Origin of the sequence: Methylogaea oryzae (assembly GCF_019669985.1) — a bacterium.
Lineage (GTDB): Bacteria > Pseudomonadota > Gammaproteobacteria > Methylococcales > Methylococcaceae > Methylogaea > Methylogaea oryzae.
Genome location: NZ_AP019782.1, coordinates 335,202 through 361,638, shown reverse-complemented (window position 1 = coordinate 361,638; position 26,437 = coordinate 335,202). Strand labels below are relative to the sequence as shown.

At 62.0% G+C, this 26,437-nt stretch carries 46 protein-coding genes; 8 read left to right on the top strand and 38 right to left on the bottom strand.

All coding sequences use genetic code 11. From position 1 onward, the window contains the following. Nucleotides 1–14: 14 nt before the first annotated feature. From K5607_RS01810 to K5607_RS01650, 33 genes are all read right to left on the bottom strand, one after another. Entirely contained in the window at nt 15–281 is a 267-nt protein-coding gene (locus K5607_RS01810) for a hypothetical protein (protein ID WP_221048034.1), read from the bottom strand. A gap of 125 nt (nt 282–406) precedes the next feature. Next, nucleotides 407–871 (bottom strand): phage virion morphogenesis protein, encoded by a 465-nt coding sequence (locus K5607_RS01805; protein WP_054773653.1) that lies wholly within the window; start codon nt 869–871, stop codon nt 407–409. Beyond that, a complete protein-coding gene (locus tag K5607_RS01800; RefSeq protein ID WP_221048033.1) occupies nt 868–1,239 on the bottom strand; it encodes a hypothetical protein in 372 nt (123 codons plus the stop codon). The genes K5607_RS01805 and K5607_RS01800 overlap by 4 nt, the downstream gene beginning before the upstream one ends. Nucleotides 1,240–1,247: 8 nt before the next feature. Further along, nucleotides 1,248–1,454 carry a hypothetical protein gene (locus K5607_RS01795; protein ID WP_054773655.1) on the bottom strand — a complete coding sequence of 69 codons (207 nt, stop codon included), beginning with the start codon at nt 1,452–1,454 and terminating at the stop codon, nt 1,248–1,250. After that, entirely contained in the window at nt 1,432–2,646 is a 1,215-nt protein-coding gene (locus K5607_RS01790; RefSeq protein ID WP_221048032.1) for a phage head morphogenesis protein, read from the bottom strand. The genes K5607_RS01795 and K5607_RS01790 overlap by 23 nt, the downstream gene beginning before the upstream one ends. Before the next feature lie 66 nt (nt 2,647–2,712). Next, nucleotides 2,713–4,290, bottom strand: coding sequence for a DUF935 domain-containing protein (locus K5607_RS01785; RefSeq protein ID WP_221048031.1), 1,578 nt, complete (start codon nt 4,288–4,290; stop codon nt 2,713–2,715). Next, a complete protein-coding gene (locus tag K5607_RS01780) occupies nt 4,290–5,876 on the bottom strand; it encodes a hypothetical protein (protein WP_221048030.1) in 1,587 nt (528 codons plus the stop codon). The genes K5607_RS01785 and K5607_RS01780 overlap by 1 nt, the downstream gene beginning before the upstream one ends. After that, nucleotides 5,869–6,414: a DUF3486 family protein gene (locus K5607_RS01775; protein WP_221048029.1), complete on the bottom strand. Its 546-nt coding sequence runs from the start codon at nt 6,412–6,414 to the stop codon at nt 5,869–5,871. Before K5607_RS01775 ends, K5607_RS01780 begins: the two co-directional genes overlap by 8 nt. 3 nt (nt 6,415–6,417) lie before the next feature. Further along, nucleotides 6,418–6,723 (bottom strand): hypothetical protein, encoded by a 306-nt coding sequence (locus K5607_RS01770; RefSeq protein WP_221048028.1) that lies wholly within the window; start codon nt 6,721–6,723, stop codon nt 6,418–6,420. Next, nucleotides 6,716–7,060, bottom strand: coding sequence for a hypothetical protein (locus tag K5607_RS01765; protein WP_221048027.1), 345 nt, complete (start codon nt 7,058–7,060; stop codon nt 6,716–6,718). The genes K5607_RS01770 and K5607_RS01765 overlap by 8 nt, the downstream gene beginning before the upstream one ends. Continuing rightward, nucleotides 7,057–7,302: a TraR/DksA C4-type zinc finger protein gene (locus K5607_RS01760; protein WP_054772780.1), complete on the bottom strand. Its 246-nt coding sequence runs from the start codon at nt 7,300–7,302 to the stop codon at nt 7,057–7,059. The genes K5607_RS01765 and K5607_RS01760 overlap by 4 nt, the downstream gene beginning before the upstream one ends. A 137-nt stretch (nt 7,303–7,439) precedes the next feature. Further along, nucleotides 7,440–7,976 (bottom strand): hypothetical protein, encoded by a 537-nt coding sequence (locus K5607_RS01755; protein WP_054772779.1) that lies wholly within the window; start codon nt 7,974–7,976, stop codon nt 7,440–7,442. Beyond that, nucleotides 7,976–8,194 carry a hypothetical protein gene (locus K5607_RS01750; protein ID WP_054772778.1) on the bottom strand — a complete coding sequence of 73 codons (219 nt, stop codon included), beginning with the start codon at nt 8,192–8,194 and terminating at the stop codon, nt 7,976–7,978. The genes K5607_RS01755 and K5607_RS01750 overlap by 1 nt, the downstream gene beginning before the upstream one ends. A gap of 10 nt (nt 8,195–8,204) precedes the next feature. Then, a complete protein-coding gene (locus K5607_RS01745; protein WP_221048026.1) occupies nt 8,205–8,891 on the bottom strand; it encodes a transglycosylase SLT domain-containing protein in 687 nt (228 codons plus the stop codon). Continuing rightward, the gene (locus K5607_RS01740; protein ID WP_054772777.1) at nt 8,891–9,232 is read right to left on the bottom strand and encodes a putative holin; all 342 of its coding nucleotides are present in this window, start codon (nt 9,230–9,232) and stop codon (nt 8,891–8,893) included. Before K5607_RS01740 ends, K5607_RS01745 begins: the two co-directional genes overlap by 1 nt. Before the next feature lie 185 nt (nt 9,233–9,417). After that, nucleotides 9,418–9,666: a hypothetical protein gene (locus tag K5607_RS01735; protein ID WP_221048025.1), complete on the bottom strand. Its 249-nt coding sequence runs from the start codon at nt 9,664–9,666 to the stop codon at nt 9,418–9,420. A gap of 64 nt (nt 9,667–9,730) precedes the next feature. Then, nucleotides 9,731–10,138 carry a hypothetical protein gene (locus K5607_RS01730; protein WP_054772776.1) on the bottom strand — a complete coding sequence of 136 codons (408 nt, stop codon included), beginning with the start codon at nt 10,136–10,138 and terminating at the stop codon, nt 9,731–9,733. Continuing rightward, the gene (locus K5607_RS01725) at nt 10,122–10,790 is read right to left on the bottom strand and encodes a phage protein GemA/Gp16 family protein (RefSeq protein WP_054772775.1); all 669 of its coding nucleotides are present in this window, start codon (nt 10,788–10,790) and stop codon (nt 10,122–10,124) included. The genes K5607_RS01730 and K5607_RS01725 overlap by 17 nt, the downstream gene beginning before the upstream one ends. Beyond that, nucleotides 10,783–11,466 (bottom strand): DUF2786 domain-containing protein, encoded by a 684-nt coding sequence (locus K5607_RS01720; protein ID WP_221048024.1) that lies wholly within the window; start codon nt 11,464–11,466, stop codon nt 10,783–10,785. The genes K5607_RS01725 and K5607_RS01720 overlap by 8 nt, the downstream gene beginning before the upstream one ends. Nucleotides 11,467–11,468: 2 nt before the next feature. Continuing rightward, on the bottom strand, nt 11,469–12,155 hold the full coding sequence (locus K5607_RS01715) for a DUF3164 family protein (RefSeq protein ID WP_162232278.1): 687 nt from the start codon (nt 12,153–12,155) through the stop codon (nt 11,469–11,471). Between the two features lie 26 nt (nt 12,156–12,181). After that, the gene (locus tag K5607_RS01710; protein ID WP_221048023.1) at nt 12,182–12,400 is read right to left on the bottom strand and encodes a hypothetical protein; all 219 of its coding nucleotides are present in this window, start codon (nt 12,398–12,400) and stop codon (nt 12,182–12,184) included. Continuing rightward, entirely contained in the window at nt 12,397–12,909 is a 513-nt protein-coding gene (locus K5607_RS01705) for a hypothetical protein (RefSeq protein ID WP_221048022.1), read from the bottom strand. The genes K5607_RS01710 and K5607_RS01705 overlap by 4 nt, the downstream gene beginning before the upstream one ends. After that, complete coding sequence (locus tag K5607_RS01700; RefSeq protein WP_054772771.1) at nt 12,909–13,169, bottom strand: hypothetical protein; 261 nt, start codon at nt 13,167–13,169, stop codon at nt 12,909–12,911. The genes K5607_RS01705 and K5607_RS01700 overlap by 1 nt, the downstream gene beginning before the upstream one ends. Before the next feature lie 79 nt (nt 13,170–13,248). Next, nucleotides 13,249–13,557 (bottom strand): hypothetical protein, encoded by a 309-nt coding sequence (locus K5607_RS01695; RefSeq protein WP_054772770.1) that lies wholly within the window; start codon nt 13,555–13,557, stop codon nt 13,249–13,251. Nucleotides 13,558–13,693: 136 nt separating this feature from the next. After that, nucleotides 13,694–13,996 (bottom strand): hypothetical protein, encoded by a 303-nt coding sequence (locus K5607_RS01690; protein WP_221048021.1) that lies wholly within the window; start codon nt 13,994–13,996, stop codon nt 13,694–13,696. A 2-nt stretch (nt 13,997–13,998) separates the two neighbouring features. Beyond that, entirely contained in the window at nt 13,999–14,208 is a 210-nt protein-coding gene (locus tag K5607_RS01685) for a hypothetical protein (RefSeq protein WP_221048020.1), read from the bottom strand. Continuing rightward, nucleotides 14,205–14,423, bottom strand: coding sequence for a hypothetical protein (locus K5607_RS01680; protein WP_054772768.1), 219 nt, complete (start codon nt 14,421–14,423; stop codon nt 14,205–14,207). Before K5607_RS01680 ends, K5607_RS01685 begins: the two co-directional genes overlap by 4 nt. Before the next feature lies 1 nt (nt 14,424). Further along, nucleotides 14,425–15,618 carry an AAA family ATPase gene (locus K5607_RS01675; protein WP_221048019.1) on the bottom strand — a complete coding sequence of 398 codons (1,194 nt, stop codon included), beginning with the start codon at nt 15,616–15,618 and terminating at the stop codon, nt 14,425–14,427. A gap of 150 nt (nt 15,619–15,768) precedes the next feature. Next, nucleotides 15,769–16,161 carry a hypothetical protein gene (locus K5607_RS01670; RefSeq protein WP_221048018.1) on the bottom strand — a complete coding sequence of 131 codons (393 nt, stop codon included), beginning with the start codon at nt 16,159–16,161 and terminating at the stop codon, nt 15,769–15,771. Between the two features lie 38 nt (nt 16,162–16,199). After that, a complete protein-coding gene (locus tag K5607_RS01665) occupies nt 16,200–18,005 on the bottom strand; it encodes a hypothetical protein (protein WP_221048017.1) in 1,806 nt (601 codons plus the stop codon). Between the two features lie 3 nt (nt 18,006–18,008). Then, nucleotides 18,009–18,986: an E3 UFM1-protein ligase 1 family protein gene (locus K5607_RS01660; RefSeq protein WP_054772762.1), complete on the bottom strand. Its 978-nt coding sequence runs from the start codon at nt 18,984–18,986 to the stop codon at nt 18,009–18,011. A 1-nt stretch (nt 18,987) separates the two neighbouring features. Then, nucleotides 18,988–19,287 carry a helix-turn-helix domain-containing protein gene (locus K5607_RS01655; protein WP_054772761.1) on the bottom strand — a complete coding sequence of 100 codons (300 nt, stop codon included), beginning with the start codon at nt 19,285–19,287 and terminating at the stop codon, nt 18,988–18,990. After that, a complete protein-coding gene (locus tag K5607_RS01650) occupies nt 19,284–19,763 on the bottom strand; it encodes a hypothetical protein (protein WP_054772760.1) in 480 nt (159 codons plus the stop codon). Before K5607_RS01650 ends, K5607_RS01655 begins: the two co-directional genes overlap by 4 nt. Before the next feature lie 120 nt (nt 19,764–19,883). Here K5607_RS01650 and K5607_RS01645 point away from each other — a divergent pair, with 120 nt between their 5' ends. Beyond that, the gene (locus K5607_RS01645) at nt 19,884–20,282 is read left to right on the top strand and encodes a hypothetical protein (protein ID WP_054772759.1); all 399 of its coding nucleotides are present in this window, start codon (nt 19,884–19,886) and stop codon (nt 20,280–20,282) included. Between the two features lie 69 nt (nt 20,283–20,351). Here the strand turns inward: K5607_RS01645 and K5607_RS01640 are convergent, their stop codons facing one another. Continuing rightward, nucleotides 20,352–20,549, bottom strand: a complete 198-nt coding sequence (locus tag K5607_RS01640) for a DNA-binding protein (RefSeq protein WP_054772758.1) — start codon at nt 20,547–20,549, stop codon at nt 20,352–20,354. Nucleotides 20,550–20,652: 103 nt separating this feature from the next. Between K5607_RS01640 and K5607_RS01635 the strand changes: the two genes are divergently transcribed. The 5 genes from K5607_RS01635 (at nt 20,653) to K5607_RS01615 (ending at nt 23,635) form a co-directional block, all read left to right on the top strand. Beyond that, nucleotides 20,653–21,177 (top strand): helix-turn-helix domain-containing protein, encoded by a 525-nt coding sequence (locus K5607_RS01635; protein ID WP_082411337.1) that lies wholly within the window; start codon nt 20,653–20,655, stop codon nt 21,175–21,177. 369 nt (nt 21,178–21,546) lie between these two features. After that, nucleotides 21,547–21,774: a hypothetical protein gene (locus K5607_RS01630; protein WP_156302282.1), complete on the top strand. Its 228-nt coding sequence runs from the start codon at nt 21,547–21,549 to the stop codon at nt 21,772–21,774. A 305-nt stretch (nt 21,775–22,079) separates the two neighbouring features. Beyond that, nucleotides 22,080–22,682, top strand: a complete 603-nt coding sequence (locus K5607_RS01625; RefSeq protein WP_054772754.1) for a hypothetical protein — start codon at nt 22,080–22,082, stop codon at nt 22,680–22,682. A gap of 101 nt (nt 22,683–22,783) precedes the next feature. After that, a complete protein-coding gene (locus K5607_RS01620) occupies nt 22,784–23,365 on the top strand; it encodes a thermonuclease family protein (RefSeq protein ID WP_221048016.1) in 582 nt (193 codons plus the stop codon). Between the two features lie 69 nt (nt 23,366–23,434). Then, complete coding sequence (locus K5607_RS01615; RefSeq protein ID WP_054772753.1) at nt 23,435–23,635, top strand: hypothetical protein; 201 nt, start codon at nt 23,435–23,437, stop codon at nt 23,633–23,635. On the opposite strand, the gene K5607_RS01610 is transcribed toward K5607_RS01615, so the two are convergent. The 4 genes from K5607_RS01610 to K5607_RS01595 are packed head-to-tail and all read right to left on the bottom strand — an operon-like array spanning nt 23,632 to nt 24,473. Next, a complete protein-coding gene (locus K5607_RS01610) occupies nt 23,632–23,880 on the bottom strand; it encodes a hypothetical protein (protein WP_054772752.1) in 249 nt (82 codons plus the stop codon). The genes K5607_RS01615 and K5607_RS01610 overlap by 4 nt on opposite strands. After that, nucleotides 23,877–24,050: a hypothetical protein gene (locus K5607_RS01605; protein ID WP_221048015.1), complete on the bottom strand. Its 174-nt coding sequence runs from the start codon at nt 24,048–24,050 to the stop codon at nt 23,877–23,879. Before K5607_RS01605 ends, K5607_RS01610 begins: the two co-directional genes overlap by 4 nt. Beyond that, complete coding sequence (locus K5607_RS01600; RefSeq protein ID WP_054772751.1) at nt 24,047–24,265, bottom strand: hypothetical protein; 219 nt, start codon at nt 24,263–24,265, stop codon at nt 24,047–24,049. The genes K5607_RS01605 and K5607_RS01600 overlap by 4 nt, the downstream gene beginning before the upstream one ends. A gap of 13 nt (nt 24,266–24,278) precedes the next feature. Further along, a complete protein-coding gene (locus tag K5607_RS01595; RefSeq protein WP_217994840.1) occupies nt 24,279–24,473 on the bottom strand; it encodes a hypothetical protein in 195 nt (64 codons plus the stop codon). Between the two features lie 110 nt (nt 24,474–24,583). On the opposite strand from K5607_RS01595, the gene K5607_RS01590 reads away from it, so the two are divergent. Further along, nucleotides 24,584–25,804, top strand: a complete 1,221-nt coding sequence (locus tag K5607_RS01590; RefSeq protein ID WP_221048014.1) for a hypothetical protein — start codon at nt 24,584–24,586, stop codon at nt 25,802–25,804. 6 nt (nt 25,805–25,810) lie between these two features. Beyond that, nucleotides 25,811–26,437 (top strand): hypothetical protein, encoded by a 627-nt coding sequence (locus K5607_RS01585; protein WP_221048013.1) that lies wholly within the window; start codon nt 25,811–25,813, stop codon nt 26,435–26,437.

The window sequence follows — 26,437 nt, the reverse complement described above, 5'->3', positions numbered from 1 at the left end:
CGACACCCCCGAACTCAGATGGCGTAACCGTCGCGCCGCCGGGGTCCGGGCGCTGGCGGCCGGGCCGGCTCTTCCGGCTCCAGCTGGCGAAAGCGCTTGTCCAGCTCGCGTAAACGCGGCTCCAGCTCTTTTTCGGCGCCCTTGCCGGCCTTGTCCAGCTGCTCCATGAAGCGCTTCCATTCCTCTTCCAATTTTTTCGCGTCCTCGGAATTCGGCAGTTTTTCCAAACCGCGCTGGAACTGCTCGATCTGGTCGCTGAACTCGCGCAGCCCCTCCCCCATGCCCTTGAAATGAAGGGGAGTGAGATAAATCTAGACGGTAAGGTGAGATAAATCAGGGATAACCTGGGATCAATCGGGAACAAACGGGAGGGAAAATACAAAAACGTTGCGCACGGTGCAACGCGCTATTCGATGGCGCTGGAGTAGAAGCGCCGGAGGATTTCCATCACACCGCGCTGGTCTCCATCCCCCAGTGTTCCCGCTTCGGGATCGGCGGTCAGTAGGCCGCGCCGCTCCATGTGCTTGGTACCGACTTCATGGTACGCGGCATATTCGACGCCGAATCCAACCGCCACGCTACGGCTGCGGACCTCATGGCTTAGGCTTTGCTCCATGGCGCCGGACATGATCAGCAGTGTGCCGATGCTCCCCCCTTCCTTGTCGGTATGCCGCTTGACCGTCGCCGGCTTCCAGTGTTCCCAGGGCACCCCGCCCGGATCGGTTTTGGTGTCGAACCGCTGATGGACGCGGCTTTCCAGTAGGTTGCCGATATCATCCAGCGCCGGCTTAGGGTCATGCCCGCGCTTGACCAGGCGATCGAGGGCGGCCAGGACTTGGCGATCGTCAATGTCGAAGGTGACGCCGATCATGATCCATGATCCTTCTCAAACAGCTCAGCAGCTAGCGCATTGCACAGGGCGTCGCAGGCCTCCCGTTTAGCGATTTCGTCAGCGGTTTCGTTGGACATGGGAGCATCTTTGAGACGTTCCTTATGCCGATCAATGTCGTCCACCGTCACAACCCAATGGCCAGGCTCAATATCGGCATGTTCGAACTCCTCGATCCAGTAATCAGCACCGCAGCAATCTAATTCATTGCATTCCGACAGCACGGGATTGCGCCCGAAAAACTGCAAAAACAGATCAATCGCATCGTCCTCGCAAGCCTCGATCCAAATAACCTGCGCCCCCAATTTTTGGCCGCCACCGCTGTGCGAATCCCAAAACCGTGTCCACATAAATTAATTCACTCTTGATGTTCGAACTGGAGGCCGTGGTCGCCTGCATACGGTTGGCGATGGTCGTTTTGACCGAGCCAAATAGCGTCGGGGATGCCACCGGGGAACGCTGTGCACGTCGGCGCCAGGGTCTTGTGCTTGTGGCGGCACAGCCAACAGGGCGCCTTCCTGCTTTTGTAGAACGCCTCGCCGTCAAGGCGCTGGTAATCGCTCATAGCTCATCCCGGTTTGCGTGGCCACGTCCGTCCATATCCGATGATACAGTTCTTCCCAAAACGCCGCTTCGCCGATCTCGCCCCGCTGCAAGCGCGACATCAGCTTGCCCACCACTTCAGCCTGCACCGATTCATAAACCGGCTTGACGGTATCCTCCCAGAACGCACGATCCCAGCCGGACGCCGGCGGACGCATACTATATAAGTAGAGCGCATCGACCGCCCGCATTTCCAGCGCTTGCCAGCGGCACGCCACGGCGATATCGCCCGGAGAAAACGCCCCCACTTCGGTATGGTTGTGTGTAACGACGCGCCCCGTCATCGCGGCGCCGGTTTCCGCGTCGATGTCGATGCTATCGGCATCGCCCTTCAGCTCGCGGATAACCGCGCCCTTGGCATCGACGATATAGCCGGTTTCTACCTCGGCCTGTTGGATGAAGCGCTCCAGCTTTGCCAAACTCGGCAGCCGCTCCGGTTGCTGCAGCTGTGCAAACGCCGTCTCCTTGTCCTTCAGCAGCTGCTCCAGCTTCGCCTGCCTGGCCTTCCCAGGGTTGTAATCGAACCCCGGATCGATCCCTTCCGGCAGCTTCCGCACCTCGCCCGTGCGCGGATTGGTCCAATCCTTATACGTAGTCGGCGGCGCATCGTAGCGGATCGGGCGGCCGGCATCCGCCAATTCTTGGGCACCGGCCTGGTCGATGGCGTAGGCGATGCAACGGCAACGCCAGCCATTGGGTGGATAATGCGTATTCCACCAGGCGTCATCCTGGGGCAGCGTCACACCATCCCACGCCTTGTGTTGCCAGCGCACATGGCTGTCGCGCATAGTGCGGTAGGTCAACAACGGCAGCACCGCTTTGCTGCGCTGGAACCGCTCCCACCGCCCCGCCGAATACGCACTGCGCAAATTGGTGTCGTAGATGATCTCCAGCCGCCGCGGGCTGCCCAATTGCGCCTCGCGGACTGCGCCCGTGGCCGGATCCGCCATGGTCTTGCGCCCCCACCAGCCTTCCTTCTCCAGAATCGGCCGCAGGTCGGCGGCGAACGCCTTTAGCGATCGACCCTCCTGGATGGCGCGCGTCACATGCTCCTGCACGGTTTGCAGCAGGTCGATGCGCGCCATCTTAGCCACGGTAAACGCCGCTGCATGTTCTTCCGCGTAAACATCCCGCCAATCGAACGAAACCGCCAATCCCTTGGCTTTCAGGTAATCGACGGCCTCTTTGGGCGGCAACGGTTGGAGTTGAACGGCCACGGGCTAGGTGTTGATATCCATGCCCGCATCGCCAGCCGCGCGGGCCATGAAACCGGCTTGCGCCAAACTTTCCGTCAGCTTCGAAATGTCCATGTTTCCCAGCAGCGCCGGCAGCTCGGCCTGGAATTGCGCCAACGTCTTGCCGGCCGCAATCGATGCATCCAGCGCCGCTACCAGCGGATGGGTAATCGGCTGCATGACCGGCTGCCAACCGTCCTGCGCCAGGTCGCGCAGGGCGTCCAGGGCGTCGGGCGGGTCGCCTTCGCCGTAGCAATGGGGGCAATGGTGTTCGGCGAACGCCGGCGCCGGCTGGCCCTCGGCGGGCGCGCCGTTTGGCTGGGCTCCGACATTCGGCGGCGGCGCAGTTTTCTCCTCCCATTCGCCGCTGTATGTATCGGTGATGTACTTTGCCGTGGGCTTGAAACCCATGTCGAAAATCACCTTGTCGCGATCCGCCCGCGCCTTCAGGTCTTCCTGCGCCTCGCAGTCGCGCCAAACGCGCGGCGGATTAGCCTGCGGATCGTTGTATTCGGTAAACCAGCGAGCCACCTGCAGATTGAAACTGCCGCAAATCAGGTCCGCATCGGCCTTGATGATGTCTTCCCGGACATCCTGTGCCAAATGCTCAGCACCCCATTTACCTGGTGTGGATTGCGTGCTGGCGGTGTGGCCCAGGATAACCTTGGCGATCGCGTTGTCCATGCGGTCGCATAGCGCCACATAGTCCACCGTGCCGGAGCGCGCCGCCTCGATCAGCTCGATCTGCATGGACTCCGGGATGCGGATAGCAGCATCCCGCTGCACGGCCGCGGCGGCTTGCAGCAGCGCATCCTTCTCCCCGGGGGTTGCGGTAGATGGATACTTCCCGACCACTGTAGGCGCAGCGAATTTTTCCAAAAACGTCAGCCAGAACTTGATGCCGTTGCGCTTGAAAAACACCGGCCAGTACAGCCAATGGGCCAGGCCCAGGCCATAGGGCTCGTCGTCGTCATCGGCCCCGGTGGCAAAGGTCCAGAACTTGCGGTCCGGCATCACCTCGCCCATGGCGTTGGCGCTGGTGATCAGCTTCAGCTCGCCCTGGGGCGAAAACCCGAAACGCCTTTGCTTGCGCACCTTGATGGCCTCGATGGTCGTTTCCGCCCCGTCCGTGCCCCACAGGATTTCCGCCACCGAGTGGCCGTAAAAAATCCCCGCCAGCATCTTTTGGCTCATCTCGTCCCAGGCCAGGCGATCCAGCACCGCTTTCAAGGCGTCGGCCGCCTTCTTGTCGCGCCGGCCGGACGTGGCCGGCTCCACCTTCCATTCCTTGGACACCAGCGCCAGCTTGCGCTGGGCGAGGCAGGTCTTGACTTGATCGTCGCGCAGCAGGTCTTCGTACAGCTTGTAATCACCGCCGCCGCGGGATTGCAGCACCGTATCGGTCGGCGGTAGGATCGGCAACGCATCGACATAGCCGCGGGTGATATCGCGCCCGCCGCCAATGCCGGCGATTTCCTCGCCGCTCGGACGCCGGCTGCCGGCGATCTCGGCAAACTCCGCCTCCGAAACGATCACCCCACTTTTCAACTGCACGTAATCCATCAACCCCACCCATTGAAATCGTTCAGGCCGCTGACAGTACCGAAGCCGGCCTCGGTGATGGCCACCGACTCCCGACCATGGTCATCGAGCGACTCGCGGCGGCCGGTGGATTCGAATTCGATCAGCGCCGCCTCCATCAACGACGCGCAATAGGCCAGGAACAACGCCACCGCCGCGTCCGCATGGCGCTTTTTGCCGTCGGCACCTTCGTATTCCCCGTCCTTGTTGATCTTGGGCACCCCCTTGATCACGCTGATGCAACGCAGGTCGCGGCGCACGTCGGCATTGCGGGGAATCTTGATCAAGCCGTCCTCGAAGGCGGCCTTGAAGTGGGTCATGTTGGCGCCGTAGAAGGCGTCGTTGAACTTTACGCACTGAATGGCCTGGCCAAACTCGTCCTTGGTGTACTCCGCTATGGTCTCGCCGTTGCCGGTGGCGTCCATGGCGCCGGCCTGGAAGCGGGGTAAGCGCCGGATGATGTGCCAGAGGATTTGCTGCTGCTGGCGCGTCGGTACATTGCGCATTTCCACCAGGAACGGAACCCAGCGCGTCAGGTTCTCGGAAATCATCATGGGGGAGATCACCGACAAGTGGCCGGAACGGGCGAAGTCCTGGCCGTAGCAGTGCATCAGCTTGCCGTTGAGACCCTTCAGCAGCGGGTCCAGCTGTTCCTTGATCCAGTCGGCCACATGCGCCCGGCGCACCGGCTCCGCCAGTACCTGGAACGGTTCGTCGCATTCCAGGCGGATGATGGGCGCGTCGTACATCGCTTTTTCGATGAGGATGGCCGGCAGGTAGGAACCGGAACCGGCCTTGGGCACCACGTCCAATTCTTCCGCCGCATCCTCGCCGTAGAAGGCGTACACGTCGGCGATCCAGGCCTCTTCCTCGGCCTGGCTCCACTCCTTGCCCAGCCGCAGGCACACGCGCCGATAGAGGCCTTGGGACACCGCGTTCCTGAAGGTCATCCCCTCGTGCACCGAGCCCTTGCGCGTACCGTTCTTGATCTCGTTCACCAGGGCGTTGAACGGGTTTTCTTCGCCGTCGTGGGTGCTGATCACCCGCACGCGGCCGCCCCAGATCAACAGCGCCAACGCAGCCTTCAGCAGCTCGCCCAGCTTGTCGTGGAAGGCCGCCTCGTCGATGACGATGGTGCCCTGCTTGCCGCGCAGGTTGGCCGGCCGGCTGGACAGCGCCACGATGCGGTGCCCTGACTCCGGGAAGCGGATGGTGAAGGTCTTGATGTTGCGATCCTCGCCGTCTTCCTCCCATAGACCTTCCTCCACCTCGGAGGCCAGATAGTTGAACGCCTTGGCCCACATGCCGCAGGCCTCGATGAACTCCAGCCCCATGTCCTGGTTGTAGCCGATGTAATAAACGTTTTGCCCGCCGGCGCTCTTGTTGGCGCCGGCAATCAGTACGTCGTCGGCTGCTTCTGCCCAGGTGAGGCCGATACGGCGGCTCTTCGGCCCAACCTTTAGCTGGGCGTCGTCGGCGATCCAAGCCTGCTGATACGGCAAAAACACCGATGGCAGATCCCCATCGATGCCGCTGGCCGCCGTATTCGGAATGGACGTATCAAGCACGCGCCACCCCGAGGATTTCCGCCTTGATGGCTTCCACCGTCTCGCGGCTCATGCCGCCGCGCTTGGCGATCTTCTCTACCTTCTCGGCGGCTTCGGCCGCCACCTGCCGGCGGATGTCCTGCTCATGCTTCTTCTGGCTCAAACTGGCCCGCGACAGATCGGCTATACCTTTGGCCGCCTTGCCCATCAGCAACAGTCGCTCCTCGGGGTTAGCCGTTTCCGCCTCTTGCAACATCAGCAACACGTTGAAGATATCGGTCTGCACCAGACTGATGACCGCAGCACTGCGCTGGTCAGCATCGTCCGGCGCCGCCTCGGCAATCAACCGCGCCGCATCGGTGCTGGCGCGCACCGCCGCCAGGCGCCTCTCCATGGCCTGGCCGTGGCGGTGGATAGCGGACCGGCTGATCTGGAAGCCGCGCTTTTTCAACTCGGCTTCCAGCGCCTCGTAGCCGGCGAAATTGCCTTCCACTAGTGCAGATTCCAGCCAGGCCAAAACGGCCGCCGGCAGCTGTTTCACTTTGGAGCGCGGCGCCATGGATCAGCAATGCTTGGGCGGCCTGGCGATACCGGGCTCGCAGTCCACGGTGTACTCCACCACGTCGACGCCGTAGCGATCGAGCTTGGCGAACCAGCGGCCATCCGGTTTTCTTTCGATATCGACCAGGTCGCGGGAATGGAGGTAATCCAGCTGCACCCGCACTTCGTGCTGTGTGGCATCCGTATAGATACCCTGCAGCGTGGTTAGGATCAGCTCCTCGAAGGCGCCAATCGGCTGCGCGTTTTGCAGCGTCAGCAGGATGTACCAGCGCATGGACTCGCGCCGGATTTTTGCCGCATCAACCATGGTGGCTCCCTCGTAGCTGCCAGTTTTCGATCTTCAGTCCGACGGCATCGATCTTGGCCTCGATTACCGTCTGGTTACGTACGTAATCCTCGCGCCGCACATAGTGCAACGGTATGTCCGCCTTCAGGTTCAGGAGGTCCCGTTCCAGGGACTGCAACTGTGATAACGCCTTGGCCTCGGACTCGGTGTGATCCTTCAGCGCCTGCTGCATAGCGGAGAACCGTTCCGACATTCGCCGTTCGAACTGGCCAAACAACACCTTTCCGCCGGCGCCGACAAACGCGAAAAACGCCAGCAACAGCGTTATCAACTGCCAGAATTCCAGTTGAACCATCATGCGTACCTCTCCCCCCATGCCGGGTATTTCTCGATCCGTTCCTGGCACTCCACGCAAAACCGGCAGCCAGGCACCGCCTGGCGCCGTTTATCCGGGATCGGCGCGCCGCAGTCGGGCAGCTCGCAAAATTCGGCGGAATCCGCCGCCGTTTTGCCGTCCAGTCCGGCACGTTCATGTTGCGCCGCCAGGGCGATGTCGCGGTCCAGCTGTTCAACTTCCGCGGCCCGTTCTAACCAATCCATCCCTCAGCTCCTCAAACTGGGCGCATTCCCGCCGCACGCGCGGATAGGGCAGCCCACGAAAAAACGGCCGCGCCTCGGTGCGGCACCGGCCCACGCCATCCGCCGGGTTGACCGTGTCGCGCTCAAAATGCCGACAATCACCGCAGGGCCTCGGCTTGGTGCTCATGCCAATCGATCACGGCGGCAAGCTGGGCTGCCTGGACGTTGCAGACTCCCGCGGCCTCGGCGATCCATCCCGCAACGTCCCGATCAGAGGCGGCAGCGGCTGCGGCTTCGCCAGCAGCACCGCCGGCGGCTTGGGGCACGGCATCAGCGTCACCGGCGGTAGCGATGACGCCGTTGAGCAGGCGGACAGCATCAGGAGACAAGCAGACGCGGTTAGACGTAACAATCGGCACACGGCGGATCACCTCGATGGTTTTGACGGTTTGACGGGACTGCGCGTCGGCGAGCTGGGCGGACAGGCCCTCGCCGTATTCGTGCGCCTGCTCCAGCTCGGCGCGCAGCAGGGCTTCGGCCTGGGCGTGTTGATCGGCCTGCTGGCGTTGCAGGTTGGCCAGGGCGGCCTGGCCTTGCGCATCGGCGTAGCGGTAGCCCCAGGCCGCGCCGGCAACGATGCCGGCCAGCAGCAGGGCCATGGGGATGACGAATCGGGAGGCCAGGGCAGCGAACATTAGCTTGCCTCGCCGTTGTTACCGAACTCGTTGGTCTGCCCGATCCAGCGGCCTTGCGCCTTCAGGCGGCACACGGTGGCGCGGTGGGAGCGGTTGCAGAGGGAGACGACCTGTCTCTGGCGCAATTCATTGACCAGCAATTTTTCGTCGTGCCGGCACGACAACAGCTCACCGGTCAGGATGAACGTCGGCGCATTGCGGAGCGTGTATTGCTTCACGGATACCTCTTCAGGAACAAACCGAACGCCCCCAACCGCCGGCCGCATACAACGGCGACCAGCGGCGGAGGATTTTTTGCGGGTAATCGCGGTTTTCTCGGATGGCCCAGGCGGCGCGCCCGGCATTCGCCAGGGCGACACCGTCCCACCAGATCAGCGGATCGAGCCCCTTACTCGATGCTGCCCGGACGTCGCGGTTGAGCCAGCCGAGACCGCCGTTGTAGGCCGACAGCGCCATCGCCATGCGATCGCACGCATCGCGGGCGCTGATCCGGTCCCACAGGTGTTTGTCGTAGGTCACCAGGGCGCGGACGGCCCAGGTGGGGTTGAACACGTCGCAGCGCTTGGCGTCCTCGGTTGAAGGGCCGGGGGAGAGGGTGATCGCCGGGTACGCGCCACAAATCCACCGTGCCGTGTCCGGCGTAAACTGCGCCAGGCCGCCGGCGAACTTTGACTCGGCCTCCGGCCGCCACGCGCTCTCCTGGTGAATCTGCCCCGCGAAATCCGCCACTGGCGCCTCCAGGCCCCACACCAGATGGGCCTGGCGTACCAAATCGCCGCGATAGCGGATGGCAGCACGGGGAATGGTATCGGCTGCCGCAACGGGCTCCGGCGCACAACTTGCCAGGCATAACAACAACAGCGCCAACAGCCAGCTGGCGATGTCCCACCGATCGTAGTCGCTGTAGCCGAACACTAGGCGCCCAACCCAATACCAATGATGGTCGCACCGACGATGATGGCCCGCCGCTGCATCGCCGCGGCGAACACGGACTCATACCCCGCAGCCACCTCGTGGTTGGCCTTGTTGAAGGTAAAAACGTTTTTCAACGGCTGCCAGGGCTCTTTCAAATAGCCGTCCGGCCGCGCGTAGGGGTGCAGCATCACGTCCAGCACGTATCCGGCGAATCCGGCCAATAACGCCAGGGTGATTTTTTCGCCGAATACAGGCGCCATGTGCGGGTGCTCATGCACCACGAAAACCAGCAATAGCAGCGCAGTCAGTGCGACCCAGAAAAAACGGGGCAGGATATGCATGGGGCCTCCAGTGAAATGGGGGCGCCGATAGGAGACGGGCTACAGCCCTGGCGATGGCTTGCTGATGACGAACCGCCTATCGGCGCCAGAGAGGCCAGGATAGGCGGCGGGGTTTAGGCGGGGAATCTGCAGGGTTTCGGAAGGGGGCGGACGGTGCGGTTCGCCGACTCACCGCACCCTACAGGCTAGAATGCATCGGTATGTTGGGGCAACGCCTCAACCAGCTCCACGTCGCACATGTGTATGTGTACGGCGTCCAAATCGTCGATCGGAACGACGCCAATCAACGAAAACTCAACCGCCAGCAAATAACGAGTTTTGTAGGCCACTTGATAGGCATGTATCCGTTCGATGGCCGTCGCTAACGGTAGGTTGGTGACGAACCCGCGGTGCCGTTCCCGGACGGCCGTCCTGGCGTATTGTTCTGGCGACATGTTCTGACCTGGTCCCCGCCACTCGCGCATTGTAATCAGTAGCATCGTTCCCCCTTGGATCATACTAAAATCCCTCCAACCGGTCTTGTTGGCGGTTAATGGAGGGTGCACCGCCCATCAAATCCGTTACGCGTCGCTCCGTCAACCCCACCGCCCGGGCGATATCCGCCATCGTGGCCTTGGCTGCCCGCATCTCCATCATACGGTTTAGCCGCAAGGCGTGCTGAAGTGCTTGGCCCTTCGGGATATTCAGCGTTTGATTGCCGAACGCCTCGCAGAATCGCGCCGCGTCCACCGGCCCCAGCAGCTCCACCAACCGGTGTTCCGGCCTGGCTTTGACGGGCACGCATAGGTGCACACCGCCGTACTCGGCCATGATTTTCAGGGCCACATCCATGCCGCAATACTCGGCAATGCGCCGGATCGACTCCGGCAGCCGGTATTCGTTGAAGCCGTCAGGCAGCGCGCTCATGGCTAACCTTTCCGGTCCCCAAACCCTCGCTACGCTCTCCCTGCGGGAGAGGGCTAGGGTGAGGGGATTCCGATTTCCGCCATTGATACGCCACCGCCGGCTCATGCCGGTCGCACACCAGCCGCGGAAACGCCCGCGCCTGCCTGGGCGAGGGACGGAACGCTGCGCGGCACTGCGGGCAAAACAGTTGCCCCTTGCACAACTCCCGGGAACGCCACTGCTTCAACCGCTCGATGGCGGCATCCATTTCCCGGGTACCGGCCAACATCTCCAGGATGGAGGTCACGTTGGGCGAGCGGGAATTGCTGGCCCAGGAGCACAGCGCCGCCTCGGACGGATCGCGCACGATGCCCAGGCCGTGCAGCTCCAGCCAAATGGCCCGCAGCTTCTGCGCCTGGGCATCCAGCGACAGCGCCCGGCCGCCGCCCTTCGGCTGGCGAACCTTACCCCCCAGCTTCGCCAGCCAGGCGGAAACCTGATGGAGCTGGCCGATATCCATGTCGCTGGTGGAAGCCTCCCCTACCAGATTCAACTGGCCAAGCCGTCGCGTTTCCGTGTCGAAGCGCGGATTAGCATTCTGCACTTCCCGCGCCTGGGCATGGATGCGCTTGATCAGCTGCTGCTTGGGGTCGACCTTGGCCGCATTACCCATGACCAATCCGCTCTTGGGCGCCGCCCACTGCGCCGACGCCGTGGTCCAGCCTGGCGTTGCGACCGGCGAGGTGGCCGTGCATGGCGTCGCCGTAGTCCCTGCTGCCGCTGCGGTCGCTAGCCTTCAGCGTGCCCAGACCGGTAAAGCGCTTGTCCGTGTAGGCATTTATGATGGCCGTGTCCTCTTCACTACGAGCGAAGGTGCGGATGGTGGACGCTACGGAAAAGACCCAACCCGTACAGAATTCGTCCGCTCTCTGGGTTTTTGTAGCGGGTTTGCAGCGTTTGAGTTTGGTTTTGATATGCTTGGCTCGCTCCGCCTTGCACTGGCGCAACAACACGCCGAAGGCGTAGGAAGCGACTTCGGCTTTTGGCCCGATACCGATAAACAGCCAGTCTCCGGAGCACCCCGGCACGCTATCAAAAATCAGGTCGCAGCCGAAGGAGCGCGCCACCAAGTCGGCCAGACGGTTTTCCCACATGGCAGGCGTCTTGGTCGCGCCGGCCTTTGCCTTGGCCTCGGCGGCTTCCGACGCCAGCACGTCGCTGTGCTCGATGCCGTATTGCTCCATCAACGCCTGTGCCTGCCGCATGGCGGTGGCGGCTTCGTTGGCGTTGGCGGACGCGGCCAGACGTAGGCATTTCTTGATCTTGGCTAGGGCTTTGTCTTTGTCCATGGCTATAGCGCCGAAAAATCGAGCGGGATGTTGCGATACACCTTATCCGCCCCGCGCTCGTATAGGTTCAGGTAGTCGATGGTGCCGCTGGTGACGATGCTGGTGGCGATGCAGTCCATCGCCTTGCGCCAGCGCTCGTCGTCGAACCGGTAGCGCCGCAGGCTCATCACCTCGGAGACGGACACGTTGCCGGCCTCGTCGCGCATGAACTTGTCGCGCACCAGGATCTTCAGCTCCTCCTGGCCTTCCAGGCTTTCCAGGTAATCCTCGATCAACTGCATGGCCACCTGCAGCCGCTCGTTGAACTGCATCAGCTTGTGGCACTTGCGCTTCAGCTTGTACTTACCGTCGAAGGTGGTGAAGGTAACGTTGCCGATCTCGCCGCCCATCTTCACTTCGAACTCGGCGGCCGAAACGGCAACGAACTCCTCGATGGCCGCGGCCAGGCGCGTTTTGAATTGCCGCATGCGCTCCTGCATGTCCATCCACTCGTCGCGCACCGCCAGGACCATATCGGTGCGGGCCAGGACGATAGGATCAATCATATGTTCCGGTACCAACCGGCCCATGGCGTCCTCGCGCCGCACGACATCGGCCGGCGCCTCGGCATCGGCCTGGGCGGTTTTCTGCTCCTCTCGCTTTTGGAATGCCTGCCGGATCGCGCTGGCGATGTTGTCTAAAAAACTCATGGTGTGCTCCTGTTGGGTTAGGGTCATCAAAACGGAATATTCAAATCGTCGAACGTCGTGCGGATCATGTCGTCTACCAACCGCGCGGCCTTCGCCTCCAGCACGATGAACATCTGTCCGGGATGTTCCCTGGCGAGCCGTTCAGCTTCACCGATCGCTGACGGTTCGGTCGTATGGCGAAAGCGCGGGTTGCGGCCCTCCGGGTTCCACACGATCCAAAAAACGGCCTCGGCTCTATCATTCATGGCTTTTCTCCTTTCAACGCCCCGCGCAGCCCGCTGACGGCATCAGCCACGCTGGTGGTACGGTTGGCCCGCTTCCCTTCCGGCCGCTCCCGCCGCCGTTCCTCGCGCTGGGCTTCCTTCTTCGCCGCCGCCTTCTCGCCCTTGCCGGCGATGATCTCCAGCAAATAGCCGTGGCTCTTCAGCGGCGTGTTAAACGGCTTCTTGGCGTGGCGCTGCTGCATTTCCTCCAGCGCCGCCGCCCACACCTCCAGCGGCGCCGACCAGGCCACGCCGTCGCGCTGGATTTGCGCCGCCTGGATCATGGGCAGCAACTCGCCCAGCAGGGTGGCCACCCGATCCCAGGACAAATCCCGCGTCGCCGGGCGGAACAGCGCCAGGTAGCGGATCAGCGGTTTCCCCAGCGGCGCCGGGAGTTGCAGCGCCGTCATCAGCGCCGCGCGCGCCTCGTCGTGGTTGATGAGGGCGTCCAGGCTGGTGGCGGCGCCACAGGCGGGGCAGCGGGTTTTCATCAGTGATACAGCTCCCTGCCAGGTTGGTTAATTTCCGCGCACATATAGAGCCAAACGGCGCCTTCCCAGTACGCCGCTATCCAGCGCTGGCGTTCGTGCACATTTGAATATGGGCACGGGCGACTTTCATGCGGTTCATCGATTTCGGCACCGAGGTTCCACCCATCTCCATACACACGGGTATCATCGAGAATGGCGTCGACCTCCTCGCGGGATCTTCCATGGCGAGCGCCGAATTCGTAGAGTTCTTCGCGCGTCATACCAGCGGCGCCCTATACCCGCAGCACAGACACGGGATGGTGCAGCGCTTATTCGGTTCGTCCTTGCGTTGGCCGCCCATCAGTGCAACCTCGCCGGGTCCGTTTCCGTTAGCGCCCGCCCGTCCTGGGTGTGCGGCACCATCCCTGCCAGCTGGCCAAGCACTTGGCCCACATACCCAATCTGCCCGGCCTGCCATAAGGTCACCAACTGCCGCAGAGCATTGGAATCGCGCTCCATGGCTACAAATTGCTGGTGCAGGCTGTCGTACATGGCGTAGCGCATGGCTAGGTCGACGAGGGCTTGGTAGAGGGCCTTGCGCAGCTGGTCGTCAGGGATCGCCGCCACATCCTCCAGACTGGGCATTTGAAATGTCGTTACGCTGTTCATTGGCAATCCTCCGAAATCGTTCGTCGATGCATCCGGCGCCGCTGACCGTCGCGCCACATCCGCCATGCCAGGCCGGCATAGGCCATGTTGGGAGCGGCAACTGCCAGCGCCAGTACCCATAGCGAGGCCTCCCGGTTCATGCCGGCACCCTCCATTCGACGTCGCAGCCGCAGCACGGCGCCACGAAGCGGTGGTAATCGCCGCACGTGTCGGTGCCGCGCGCCTGCAGCACACCGCGCAAATGCCGGCGTGCAGGGATGCAGCTCGGTACGCGGACCAACGGCCTGGCGCCGCCGGTGTGGGTGGAGATGATGGCGATGCCCAGCCGAGTGAGTTCATCCAGGCACTCCTGCAGGGCGGTCAGATCATTGGCCACGGTGTGGTTGACGGTGCCGTGATAGCGGGCGGTGCCGTTTTGGTAAAGTTGCGATGCATGCATGGCTAGGCTCCCTCTTCATCGATGTAATCGGCCAGTTCGAGCAGTTGGTTGGCGAGCAGGCGCATATCGAGGGGGCGCATCAAAAATACCGGCGACTCATCCCCCCCTCGATTCGCAATGATCGACAGCGATGCACAATTCACATCGGTTTGTAGGCAGAGCTGTAGGTCGTTTTCGCTGATGTATTCTTCGTAATAAACAGTGATACTCATCTCGCCTCCTCCAATTTTTCCAGCCCGGCGGCCCAGGCCACTTTGATTTCCTGCAATCCGCTGGCGGCGGATTTCGACACGCGCACCTTGACGTACGCCTCCTCGCCAGGGATATAGCTCGGCCCCGCCACATATCCAGTCCAGCCTTGGTATTTGCCGGCGGCGATCACGCGGATACGGGTACCCATTTCGGGTCTTTCGGTCAGCTGTGCCATCTCACACCCCCGTGACGATGGCCGCCGATACCGCCGGCGCTTGCATGTCGGCCGCCTTGTTCAACGCGGCGGCCACCAGGTTGTTGACCGCCAAGGGGTACAGCAGACAGGTGGTCACCGTCTCCACTTGGCCCTTGGACCCTTTGCTGGAGCCGACGGCGACTTTTTCCAGTCGGTTGCGGATGGCCTCGATGGCGCCGGGGGCGAACAGGGTGTCGGCATTGCCGCCGGCGCGGGCGATGATGTGTCGCAGATACCCCTCCAGGTTCTCGCCCAGGGGCGGCAACGTATGTTCGGGAATCCGTTGCGCGGCTTCGATCATGTTGTAGTTGCGCAGGGAGATTTTCCGGCGTAGCGGCGGCTGGCCGATGAGAATGATCGAGATCAGCCGCCGCCGGCCGAGCCGCATTTCGTCGCGGAACCGCTTGAGGTGCTTCAGCAGGATGTCCGGCGCCGCATGCGCCTCGTCGATGACCATGCAGACGCTATAGCCGGCATTGGCGCTGGCAATCAGCGTTTGATGGCACTGCTCGAACCGCTCTTGCGGACTGCTTTTCTTTTTTTCATCCGGCGCAATCGCAGCCATGATGGCCTCCACCAAATGCGTCGCCTTCAGGGTCTTCCCCGTTTTGTCGTCCTTCTCCATGCCCATCACATACGGGCGCACAAGGGTGATACGCGATTCCTCGGCGCTGCATTCCTCCACCAGCTCTTGCAGGATGGTAGTTTTTCCGGCGCCGGATTCGCCGATCACGGCGATATAGCCGCCGAACCGGGCACACTGGTACATGGCTTCATACACGTCCTGGTAATCCGTGCTTTTGAATACGCCGTCGTCGGATTCCGGATCCACCGTTGGGTCCGTCGCCAGCTTGAAGTGGCGTAGCGCCGCTCGTTTCGTGGTACAGGGTTTTGGTATCATGTCGTCGTTCTCCTTAAGAACATCAGCACCCGGCTGATGAGGGTTGCCGCCCTCGTCAGCCACCTCATTGAACCAATCCTCGCTATAGACCATTTGGCGCTTGTCCTCCAAATGGGCGCGAATCCTGGCTATCAATTCCTCCCGATCTATCGTCCTCGGCCACTGCCCGTGGTTGAGCAGCTGCGCGATGGTGGCCGGCGACACATCCGCCGCACGCGCCACTTCGGCCTGCATGATTTCGTGCTCTTGGAGCATTTTTTTCAGTTTCAGCATGCCGACACGTCCTTCGGATCCAGCTTGTAGAAGCTGTGTCCGCCGCAGCGTGGGCACAACAAGGTCCGCGCCCCGTGTTTATCGGGCTCGCCCTTCGTTCGTTCTGACTCCCAGTGCTTGTTCCGGCAGCGGGTGCATTGCACGTATATGTCAGCCATGGCTTTTTGCTCCTACCGCCCAGGCTCCAAAAGCCGGCGCACAGACGGAGCAAATGCCCACCGGCTTCTCTGTGGATAGCCACACCCAATGGCAGCCTTCGGGACACGCACGGCTATCGGTGCAACCGCAGGCCACGCAGGTGCGTTCCAGCTTTTCGCCGTAGCCTTCCTCTTCGCGTTTCGCCTTCAGTGCGGCCTGAATCGCCTCGAAATGTTCCGGCCCCTTTCCGTCGCCATTACCGCCCCATAACGCAATGCGCACCAAATCCAGCGCCAGCGCGATGGTTGCCGTGTCATAGCCTTCGTGCACCAAGCTGTGGCCCACGTAGCACAGTTCGCTCTCCGCTTCTTCCAGGGCCGCTTTCATCAATGTGTTTTCGTCCATTTCCCCTCCTCAAACGGTGCGCGGTGCGCACCCTGCGTTTACTTCACCACCCTCAACCCACCGCCCCGCGCCGCTTCATCCGCAGCGCCGGCGTTCTGCAAAATCTGCTCGACGTGCCCGTCGATGGCTTCTTCCGGCATGCCGGTTTCGCCGTAGCGGCCTTCCAGCCAGGCATATACTTCGCCGCTCCAGGCCTCGCCCACCGCGGCCCTGATGCGCTCCGCCGCTTGCAGGAAGGGCAGCGGGCGCCGTTCCACCTTTAGGGCGCCCACGTCCAGGGCGGTGCCGCGCTTGGTGATGTAGTCCGGTAGCTGTGCGTCCCGCGCCGTCTTGAACGGGTCCACGGCGCCGTCGAACGCCTCGTAGTTCTTGCGCTTACGCTTCTTGTCCGCCTCCGCCAGGTCGCGGGTGCCGGTGGCCAGCAGGGCCAGCTCTTTGCGGTGCTGGTCGGCCACCGTGTCTTTGTGGTTTCCGTATTCCTCGCCGATGCGGTGGGCACCGTCCAGGAAGCCCCATTGCTGGTTGGCCGGGTCCACGGTGCGGGTTTTCTCCGCCAGCTCCAGGTGGATTTCGTTGCCGTCGGCATCCTCCAGCACGGCCATGGCTGTGTCGGTGATGAAGGGGTGCCAGTGCACCGCCACCTTTTCGCCCACCATCACGCCGGGCACCGGTTCCACATCCCAGATGCGGCCCTTGAACTGCACGGTCAAATCGCCTTGCACCTTGCATAGCTTGGGTTCGTGGGTGGCCAGGGACAGCAGCACCTCGGCGGATGGCGTCACCCGGTATTGCTCCGGGGTGATATGCATCCACGCGGCCATGCGCGTCATGCCGTGCCGGCCGTGCACACGGGTGGCGTTGTAGTGGAGCTGGAACCACTCGGCCAGGGTATTCAGGTCGTCGATGCTGCGGATTTGCGATTTCTGGTAGCGCAGCCCTTGCTCGAACACGGTTTCCACGCGGTTCTGGCCGTTTTCCACGGAGCCGTTCACGCGAGCGCGGAGCACTCGATGCACTTCCAGCCGGATGTCCAGGCGCCGGCAAAACCGCTGCACCAATCCGGCCGATGTGGCGCCTTTGTCGACCATCAATAGCATCGGCGCGCCGCCGAACGGGTCTTTTTGCGGGTCCGCCTTGGGCGCCATGGCCCAGGCCAGGAACCGCACGGTGTGCTCGCCGGACTCGCTGTGCGGGTAGTAGCGCCACCGGGTGAGATTGGTGCAATGGTCGGTGATCACGTAGCGGATGACGCGGAACAGCTCAATGGCCTGCACGTTCTGCGGCTTGTTTTTGTAGTGCACGGCCTGATCAGTTTCCACCAGGGCCGCGCCGCCGTCGGGCAGGTAGTACAAAACGCATACCGAGCCGTCCACCTGCCACACGTGGTTGGGGTGCTTGGATTTCAAATGCACATGGGGCGAGGGTCGGCGCAGTTGCTCCGGGTGTAGTTGGTAGGCACGCAAGGCGCGGGCGATGGCGCTGTCGGATAGGGGGAAAAATTCGCCCGTAGACGTATCCACCCGGCCGGCGGCGATCAGTCCATTGGCGCGCAGCGACTCCACCGCCGTGCCCAGGGGCACGGTTTTCTTGTTGTTCTGCCGGTAGCCTTCCATCAAGTAGGCGGAGATCAACTTGGCTTCCGTCAGCGTCAGGGCGTAGTCGCCGGCATCCGCGCGCTTTTGCCGGCGCCGCCCCAGGAAGCGCTGTATCTGCCGCTGCACCGTGGCCACGGAAACGCCCAGCGCCGCCGCGGCCTCCAGCACGATAGCGCCGGTTTCGCCGTGCTGGGCTTGGGCTACGCGCTCAGCGTAATCGGCCAATTGAACCGTGGCGTGCACCGACATGGCCTAGCCCTCGGCTTCGCTCGTGGAGCGGGCGGCCAGCCCGGTTTCTTCCAAGCCCTGGCGGATCATGGCGCCGATTTCGTCTTCGCCCGTCGGGTGTTCCGCCAGATGGTGCTCATCCTGGATGGCGCGCAACTCGCGGATGGCCTGGGCCACCACGCCGGCTACAAACTCCGTCTGGTCCGGAGTGTGTGCCAGCATGTTGCGCACCGTCGCCGCCAGAGATAGCGCTTCTACGCTCACTCTGCCGCCGGCGCGCTGGCACACGTCGCGCCATTGGGCGCGCATTTCGTCAGGCGTCGCTTTCGCCTCCTTGGTGCGTAGCAGCTCCAGCTCTTCCTGCAGTTTGTTGATTTCCTCCTGGCGCTTGCCGCTCAGGCGGCGGGCGGATTCCAGGGTTTCCTGGGCTTCCTGGGTCTGCTTGGCCAGGGCTTCTTTTTCTGTGCGGTGCCGGACGGCCATGTCTTGCAGCAGGTCGATCACCTTGTCTTTGTCATCAGCCTCGATGGCCTGCTTGACGATGGCTTGGTCGTCCGCCGGCAGGGCCTTGATGGCGTTGTAGTCGCGTTGGCGCAGGCCGAGCTTTTCGGCTTGTTCGTAGAGGGCCGGGCCTAAAACGTTGTAGTTCTGCATCAGCTCCTGGATGCGCCGCGCCGATTTGCCCAAGAAGGCCTCGCAAAATTCGTCAAAAGTCGCGACGTGTCGCGTATTTCCGTTTTCGTCCTGATACGGTAACCCTTTGTATTTCTTGCCTTCCTTGAGTGAAATAGCGGTTTCCGCGATAACCTTTTCCGCGACGGTCGCGTAAAACTGAGCCGTTTCGATCCGTCCGATCGCCTTGATCGCATCGAAGCTATCCATGATCACCGCGTCCGCCGTCGCCACCTGGCTGGCGGTTTCCGAAACGGCCGGCAGGCCCGGCGTATCCGCATCGGTCACGATGTGCTGTTCCGGCATGGTGTCTTTGGGTGTGCGAGCCATGTCACGTCCTCGTTAAGCGTTGTTTGGATTCCTCGGCGCGGGCCGCGGCGTTGTCCAGGCTATTCAACAGCTGCACTGCCACCTGGGCCATGCGGTGGCTCATCCGTATGCGGTCGGTATCCGGTACCCGCTCCGCGAATCCCCTGGCCTCCAGCGTGGCCACGTGCCGCGTTACCTGCGACGCCGACAGTCCCGTGGCCTTGGCCAGCTCGCCGTTGGAAAAACCTCCGGCGAAGTTGCGCCCGAGCACGTCGAGCACCTGCAACGTCTTGGCCGACGCGTTGATGATGGTTTTGCTCATTCACCCTCCCAAAAATCGAATTCCGGTTGCTCCTGCTTCTCCACGTTGGCCTTATGCCAGGCCAACCCCTCCAATCCCGCTTGCAGGCCCTCTAAGACTTCCTGTCGTTCCGCCTTGCCGGCGGCCAGGTCCAGCAATCGCCCCACCGCCACATTCAGCACGCTTTGCAGCTCCTGAATGTCCTGAGCTTTTACGGCCCGTCCGGCGGGAATGGCCACCAGCAACTGCCCGGCGGAAATCGCGTTCCAGCGGGTGACGAAGTTCGCCCCGCAGGCTGATTCGAACGGCCGGATCAGCCGCGCCGGCAAGTTGCCGTTCTCCACCCACTTGTAGAGGCTCCACTTGTTGGTCAGCCCCATCTCCACCGCCACGGTATCTACCGAGCGGTTCAGCTTGTCCCGCGCATACTCCAGGCACAGCTCCATGGCGTGCGGCAGGCTGCGGGGTTGAACGTGTTTCCAATTGCGCTTGGCCATTTGGAATCCCGCTAAACGGCGCGTTCCAAACAAAATCCCTGTTTGCTACTATGCAAATCCGTTGCGCCCCGCGAAAAATATCCCCACCCGCCAAGACGGGCGGGGCAAACGGAGGTAACCATGGAAAGCGAAAAGCACATCATCGAGACCATTCGGCGCGAAATTGAGCAATCCCAGCGGCCGCTGCTCGAACGAATCGAAGAACTGGAGCAACAGGTTGACGCAGTGGACGACTGGGCCCATGGCGTGTATCTGGCGTTGGATCAGATCCTTCCGTCATTGCTGCGTAACCATCCCGAGGCGGAGACGATTCAAAAAGCCCTGCAAGAAAACGACGACCGCTTCGAAGAGCTGCTGGCCTATCCGCGACGCGCCAAAGAAGGCGAGCAACCGGGCATGTACGAGGCGTGCAAGATGCTGAACCGGCAGCTGGCGATACTGGGGGTGTGGCCGAACATTGACGCGGGCGAGGCGGCTCGGCAAACGCTTGAACGAGTCGCGCGGCAGAGGACTCGGTAAGTGTGTATTTGCCATTAGCGCGGCGGCTTTCGTGGACGAGTGCGGCGATCGTGGTCATGGGGCTGGCTCCTAAGCGGCTTGCGATTGATCGGTCGGCTTTAGGCCGATGCGCACCGCAATGGTGTGGCCCTTGCCGTAGTTGCCCTTGATCTGCCCATTGAGCACCAGGGACACGTCGCGGGGCGAAAAACCGTTGTCCCTGGCCCATTGGGAAATGGTGGTGCCGCGCGCCTTTAAGCGCGCCTTGAACTGATCGGCGGTCAACATCGTCTGGTTCCTCCGGCGTTGTTGGTCTGTGTTTGTGCTGTGTTACGTTGGAAAAAATTATGGTACTCGATTGAGTACCTGTCAAGCATTGCGAGGAATTTATTTGAGTACCTTTGGCGAGCGGCTGCGAAAAGAGCGACAGCGGCTGGAAATGAACCAGACGCAATTTGCCGCACTCGCCGGAGTGCAGAAGCAGGCGCAGATCAACTATGAGGCCGGGAAGCGGTCTCCAGATGCGGACTATCTAGCCGCCATCGCCGCCGCCGGCGCTGACGTGCAGTACATCCTCACCGGTCGCCGCGTCGCTGTGCCGGTGGCGGCTGGTGTCGAAGACGCACCGGCGATTCCCGCCATCGCTCATCCGCCGGCGGATTACGCCGTGCAGCGCCGCGATTTGGCAGAGCGGCGTTTACAGCTGTATCGAATGGGGTCAAACCTCGCGTTGGGCGTGCTGCACGGCTATGGCGCTACGCCAGCGCCGCGTCAAATGCTCGGCATGGGCGAACTGCTGTGGACGATGGCGGAGGTAGCTGCGGCGGATGGCCAAAGCGACGAGAGGTATTCCGATGCGCTGCTGGCGCAGTTGGAGGATGCGCTGCGCGATCTGGGCTATCGGCGCCGGCGGTAGATCAGTTTTTGTAATCCTAGGCGTACACAACTTTCCGCCGTGGCGTTCAATCCGCGTGAGCCTGACCTAATAAACTACGCGGCAGGACTACATGGAGGAGACGATGAATCCGTTTAAGTGCGTGCTATGTCGCCATGGCAGTGAGGGTGAAGGGGGCGATTTTCGCGGACTTCTGCGCCTGCCCGTATGGGAGGGCACGATCAGGCTGGGCCACGTGGTGGTGGGGGCGGCCGTTTTTATGCTGATGCAGTGGCTGCTGGTTTGGTGGTCAATCCATTAGGTGGTCGTAATACTGTGGCCGGCATGGCGGCTGTGAAACGGCGGGACGGCGCTATCCTACGGACAAAACCAAGAGTTAACGTAGGAAACATGATGTTCACGACTGCCCGCATCCTCGCCGTTTTGGTAGCAATTTTAGCTATTGTCACCGCCGTGCTCGTTAATAAGGTCTTGATCCTCTCCGGCCGCCTCGATGCGGCGCTGCAGGAGCCGGCCCGCATTGCCCGTATCGCTGAAGCCCTGGCCCGCGTTCCGCCTGATCTTCGTCCGACGCTGCTGGTCTATCTGCAGCAGTGCCCGGCGTGCGACGGGCGGTGAAACCAAACAACATAAGGAATTGAATAACATGAAAGCATTTTTGTCTGGACTGGTTGCTGTGGTTATCGTCGTTGCCGCCTGTTGGCCGGACGAGAGTTGGGCTCGTGGACGGGGCGGTTCGCATCGTGGACACGGGGGTTCGGGAGGGTATGCCGGCGGGGCTGGCGGTTGGGATAACGCGGCGCCAGCCGCCGCGCAGGACTGCGCTTGCAGCAGCGGGACGCTTTGCACTGGCCCGCGCGGGGGCCGGTATTGCATAACGGCTGGTGGTAAAAAGCGGTACTCAAAGCGCTGATGGGGGGACCATGAGCGTTTTTTATATCAATGTCGCCGCGCTGCTGACCGCTACGGTGGGATGGGTGGTATATGCCGACAGGAAGGGACGGTCTGCGCTGTATAAGTACGGCGGTGCGTTGTTTGTTGCTGTGGTTTATACGGTGATGGTCGGCCAGATTCGTCAGGTTGTTTCGGGCAGTGGCGCCCCGCAAGAGGTCAAGGCGCTTCCGGCGGTATCGGGCGCGTCCGTTCAGTCGGCTCAACCTCAAGCCGAGACGTTGTCGCCAGCCAAGGCTAAGGCTTTGGCACTGGCCATGGAAAAGACAATGGGCGATGTGGAACAAATAGTGATGGTGCCTCGGGCAATCCAGGATGACGACCTCTATTGGAAGCGATTTTATAGGCCTCTGGCGGCTGCGTTGAACACATGGCCGACTCCGTGGTATGAGCCGAAAAACTCGGCTATCGAACCCTATCAAGTCTGCGCGGAAGCGGCGCTGGCGATTCAGGCGTGGGGCGAGATGCGTCATGATGGAAACATTGACGAACGGTATGCGGAACAACGGCGTAGTGAATATATGGAAAAACGTCCGCGCTGCACGGCGGCGGTGAATGTGGCGGTCGGCGCGTGAGGACGCCATAGCGCCTAGCAGCCGTCAAACGCGCTCCCATCGGGCGCTCCCAGTCCGTTTTGCCGCAGGAATGGCGTTTATAAACTGTCGTCGGAGGGATAATGCGTTTCTGGTTTACCCTGGGACTGTTGTTGTTGGCTTTGCAGGCCCAGGCCGGCGAGTGGAGCGGTAAAGTTGTCGGCGTTTCGGATGGCGACACGATTACGGTGATGCATGACGGCGTAGCCGAACGCATCCGGCTGGCCGACATCGATGCACCGGAAAAGGCCCAGTCATTCGGAAATCAGTCGAAGATGTCCTTGTCGGGCCTGTGCTTTGGCAAGCAAGCACAGGTGGAAACGATGACGATGGATCGTTATGGCCGCACCGTTGGCCGGGTGCGTTGCGACGGCGTCGATGCCAATGCGGAGCAGATCCGTCGAGGCATGGCATGGGCCTATCGCCAATACCTCACCGATCAATCCCTTTTGACCATGGAAACGGAAGCCAAATCCGCCCGCCGCGGGCTATGGGGCGATTCCGACCCTGTACCGCCCTGGGATTATCGCCACGGTGGAAAACCGTCGACCGCCAATACGGCCCCCGGCTCCGATCCCAATCAATACCATCTTGGCCCGCGCGGTGGTTGTTACACCATAACAAACGGGGAAACGCATTATGTTTCGCATAGCAAATGTCGTTAAGGCGAGCGTGGCCTTAGCGGTTTTTCCACCTTCCGGCGCTACGGCATATCAACGAGAGGAGAAGACGCAATGAGCAATATCGCTAAATGTCCGAAATGCGAAAATCACCAAACGGAAATCAACGTGGCCCCCATCACGGCGAGAGACGGCACCCAGAAAACCCTCAAGGCGGCGGTTTATACCTGCCGATCTTGCGGCACGATCCTTGCCGCTGGGCCTGATCCTTATGTCTTGTCCGAACACATCGCCGGTTTGGTCAAAGGCCGTTAAGACCCCAACCCCCTGGTGCCGAGTGCGGTGGGAAACCCTTGCGCGGCGGCGTCGGCAAATTCTTTCGCTTTTGCGGTGAACGCTTCCGCCCGAACATCAAGCACAAGGGTCTCCCCTAGCAAGATGTCGGCTTCCTTGAGTACCATGCGGATTTTCCATAACGGCCAGCCGTGAAAGCGCTGGAGAAGTTCCTGTGCGTGCAGGTTAAAGCCGTTGGCGTCGTCGGGCTGTTCGTGGGTAGTCATGCTGTGGCTCTGATTAGGGTGGATACTTGCTTGCGAAATTCGCGCAGGGATAGCCCCTGCTGGATTGCCTCATTAACGGCGGTTCGGATGGCCAGCAGGCGATCCACGTCCATCATATTGGCTACGGTGAAGGCCTGGGTGTGTTCTGCGGCGACTTGTTCGATGTTCATGCTGCCATTATTCCAATGGCGTTATGGGCCGCCCGTATCTCGGCGATCTTTGCGCTTTCCGCTTCCGGGGTGTCGAACCAGAGAGGTTTTTCATTCTCGTGGCAATGCAGCCATCCTTTGCCGTCGCCGTTATTGATCTGAATGCCGTACACCACGGGGAAGTTTTCGGCATCTTCGTCACTGGTATCGAGCCATTGGCTGATTCGTAGTTTCATCGGTGTCCTCGTTTCAAGTGCGATGCAGCAGATTGGCGATGATCCGAGCGCGCTCGGTTTCTTGCTGGGATAGGGCTTGTTGAGCCTCTAGCATCAGTTGGCGCTCGCGAAGGCTATAGCGATGCCGGAGATAGGCCTTGAACGCCGTATTGCCGACATACATGGCGCCGCAGGCGATCAACAGCACTGTTACATCTATTCTTATCAAGCCTTTGCTCCGCTTACGCTGTAAGCGGTAGCCTATACTGCGAATGGGCACGCACCCCTTCCGAAACCTTTCGGATTCCCCGCCCATAACCTGGGGCCTATTCTGGCCCCATGGCAAACGCGAAACCCTTAGAAATTTTCAAAACAGGCCGTCACACGGCCGTCTCCGGCGTCGCGCTGAATTTCAGCGAGGCGGACTTGGAGGCTACCGCTCGCGCCTACGATCCGGCGACACATGAGGCGCCCATCGTCGTCGGGCACCCGGCCATGGACGCGCCCGCCTATGGCTGGGTGTCGGCGGTGGCCTATGCCGATGGTGCGTTGTCCGCCACGCCCGACCAAGTGGATCCCGCCTTTGCCGAGCTGGTCGCCGCTGGCCGCTACAAAAAGATTTCCGCCAGTTTCTACGCACCCGATGCGCCGGCCAATCCGGTGCCCGGCGTGTACTACCTGCGCCACGTCGGTTTCCTCGGCGCACAGCCGCCAGCCGTGAAGGGCTTGCGCACGCCGGCGTTCGCCGACGGCGAGGCCGGTGTGATCGAGTTCGGCGAATGGGACGACCAGGTCAATGCCGGTCTGTGGCGTCGGCTGCGCGAGTGGCTCATCGGCCAGTTCGGTCAGGATACGGCCGACAAGGTCATCCCCGGCTATGACGTCGGCACCCTGGAGGAATTCGCCCGCCAGGAGTCCGCCGCCGAAACCCAGCCGCTGCCGGCGTTTTCTGAATCAAATACCCCCCCCAGCGACAACGTTGGCCCCGCAGTCGGTGCTCCGGCTGCGGGTGGCGACGATGCGCCCCCGACGAAATCCCTCACACAGGAGCAACCCATGGCGACACTCACGCCCGAAGAACTGGCCGCCCAGGAGGCGGACCTGAAACGCAGACAGCAAGAGCTGGAAGCCCAATCCGCCCAGTTCGCCGAACGCGAGGCAAAGCTGGCGACCCAGGAAAAAGCCGCCAAGCGCCAGGGCGTCGTCGAATTCGTAGAAGGCCTGGTCAAGGCCGGCAAAGTGCTGTCCCGCGACAAGGCGGGCCTGGTCGAGTACATGTCCGCTGACGACATGGCGCAGGTATTGGAATTCGGCGAGGGCGAGGCCAAGACGAAAGTCGGCGGCGATGCCTGGCTGCGCGGCTTCCTCAGCAACCTGCCCAAGGCCATCGAGTTCGGCGAGCTGGCGGGCGGCGACGGCAAGGGCGACGCATCCGCCTCGGATCAGCAAATCGCCAACCGCGCCCGCGTCTACAAGCAGCAGCAGGATGCTGCCGGCAACCATATCTCCTTCGCCGAGGCCGTAGATGCGGTCCGCGCCGGCCAGGATCAAGCGAGGTAATCGACCATGGCAATCCTAGGCAATCCCGGCTTCGCCAAAAACTACGTCGCCGCGGCGGTCATCGCCGCCTTCCGCATCGTCAAATTCGGCGCCAATGACGGCGAAGTGCAACAGAGCGCGGCAAGCGCCGATCTTTCGATCGGCGTGTGCGGCTCGCTGGGCGCGGCGGCGATCGGCGACCGCGTGGACATCATCCGCGAGGGGCTGGTTCCCGTCGAATTCGGCGGCACCGTCACCCGCGGCCAGGCCCTCACCAGCGACGCCAACGGCAAGGCGGTGGCCGCCACACCGGCCGCCATCAAGCAAACCGTGGTGGACGGCGCAGCTGCCGGCAACGTCACCGTTACCGGCATCGCCACCACTGACACGTTGGTGGCGGTCATCCGCCTGGACGTGGAGGCCGACACCGGCACCAGTGCCAGCGGCGACAAGATACAGGCGGCGGCGGACCTGACGGCCGAGTTCACCATCACCGCCGCCAACACCATCAACAATGCCGCCGGCACCAATACCACCGGCGACCGCTTGATGGTGACTTACCGCAAGGCGCTCACCCGCGTCATCGGCTACGCCGAAGTGTCCGCCGTCGCCGGCGACATCGGCTTGGCCATGATCGAACCCGGCTCGATTTAA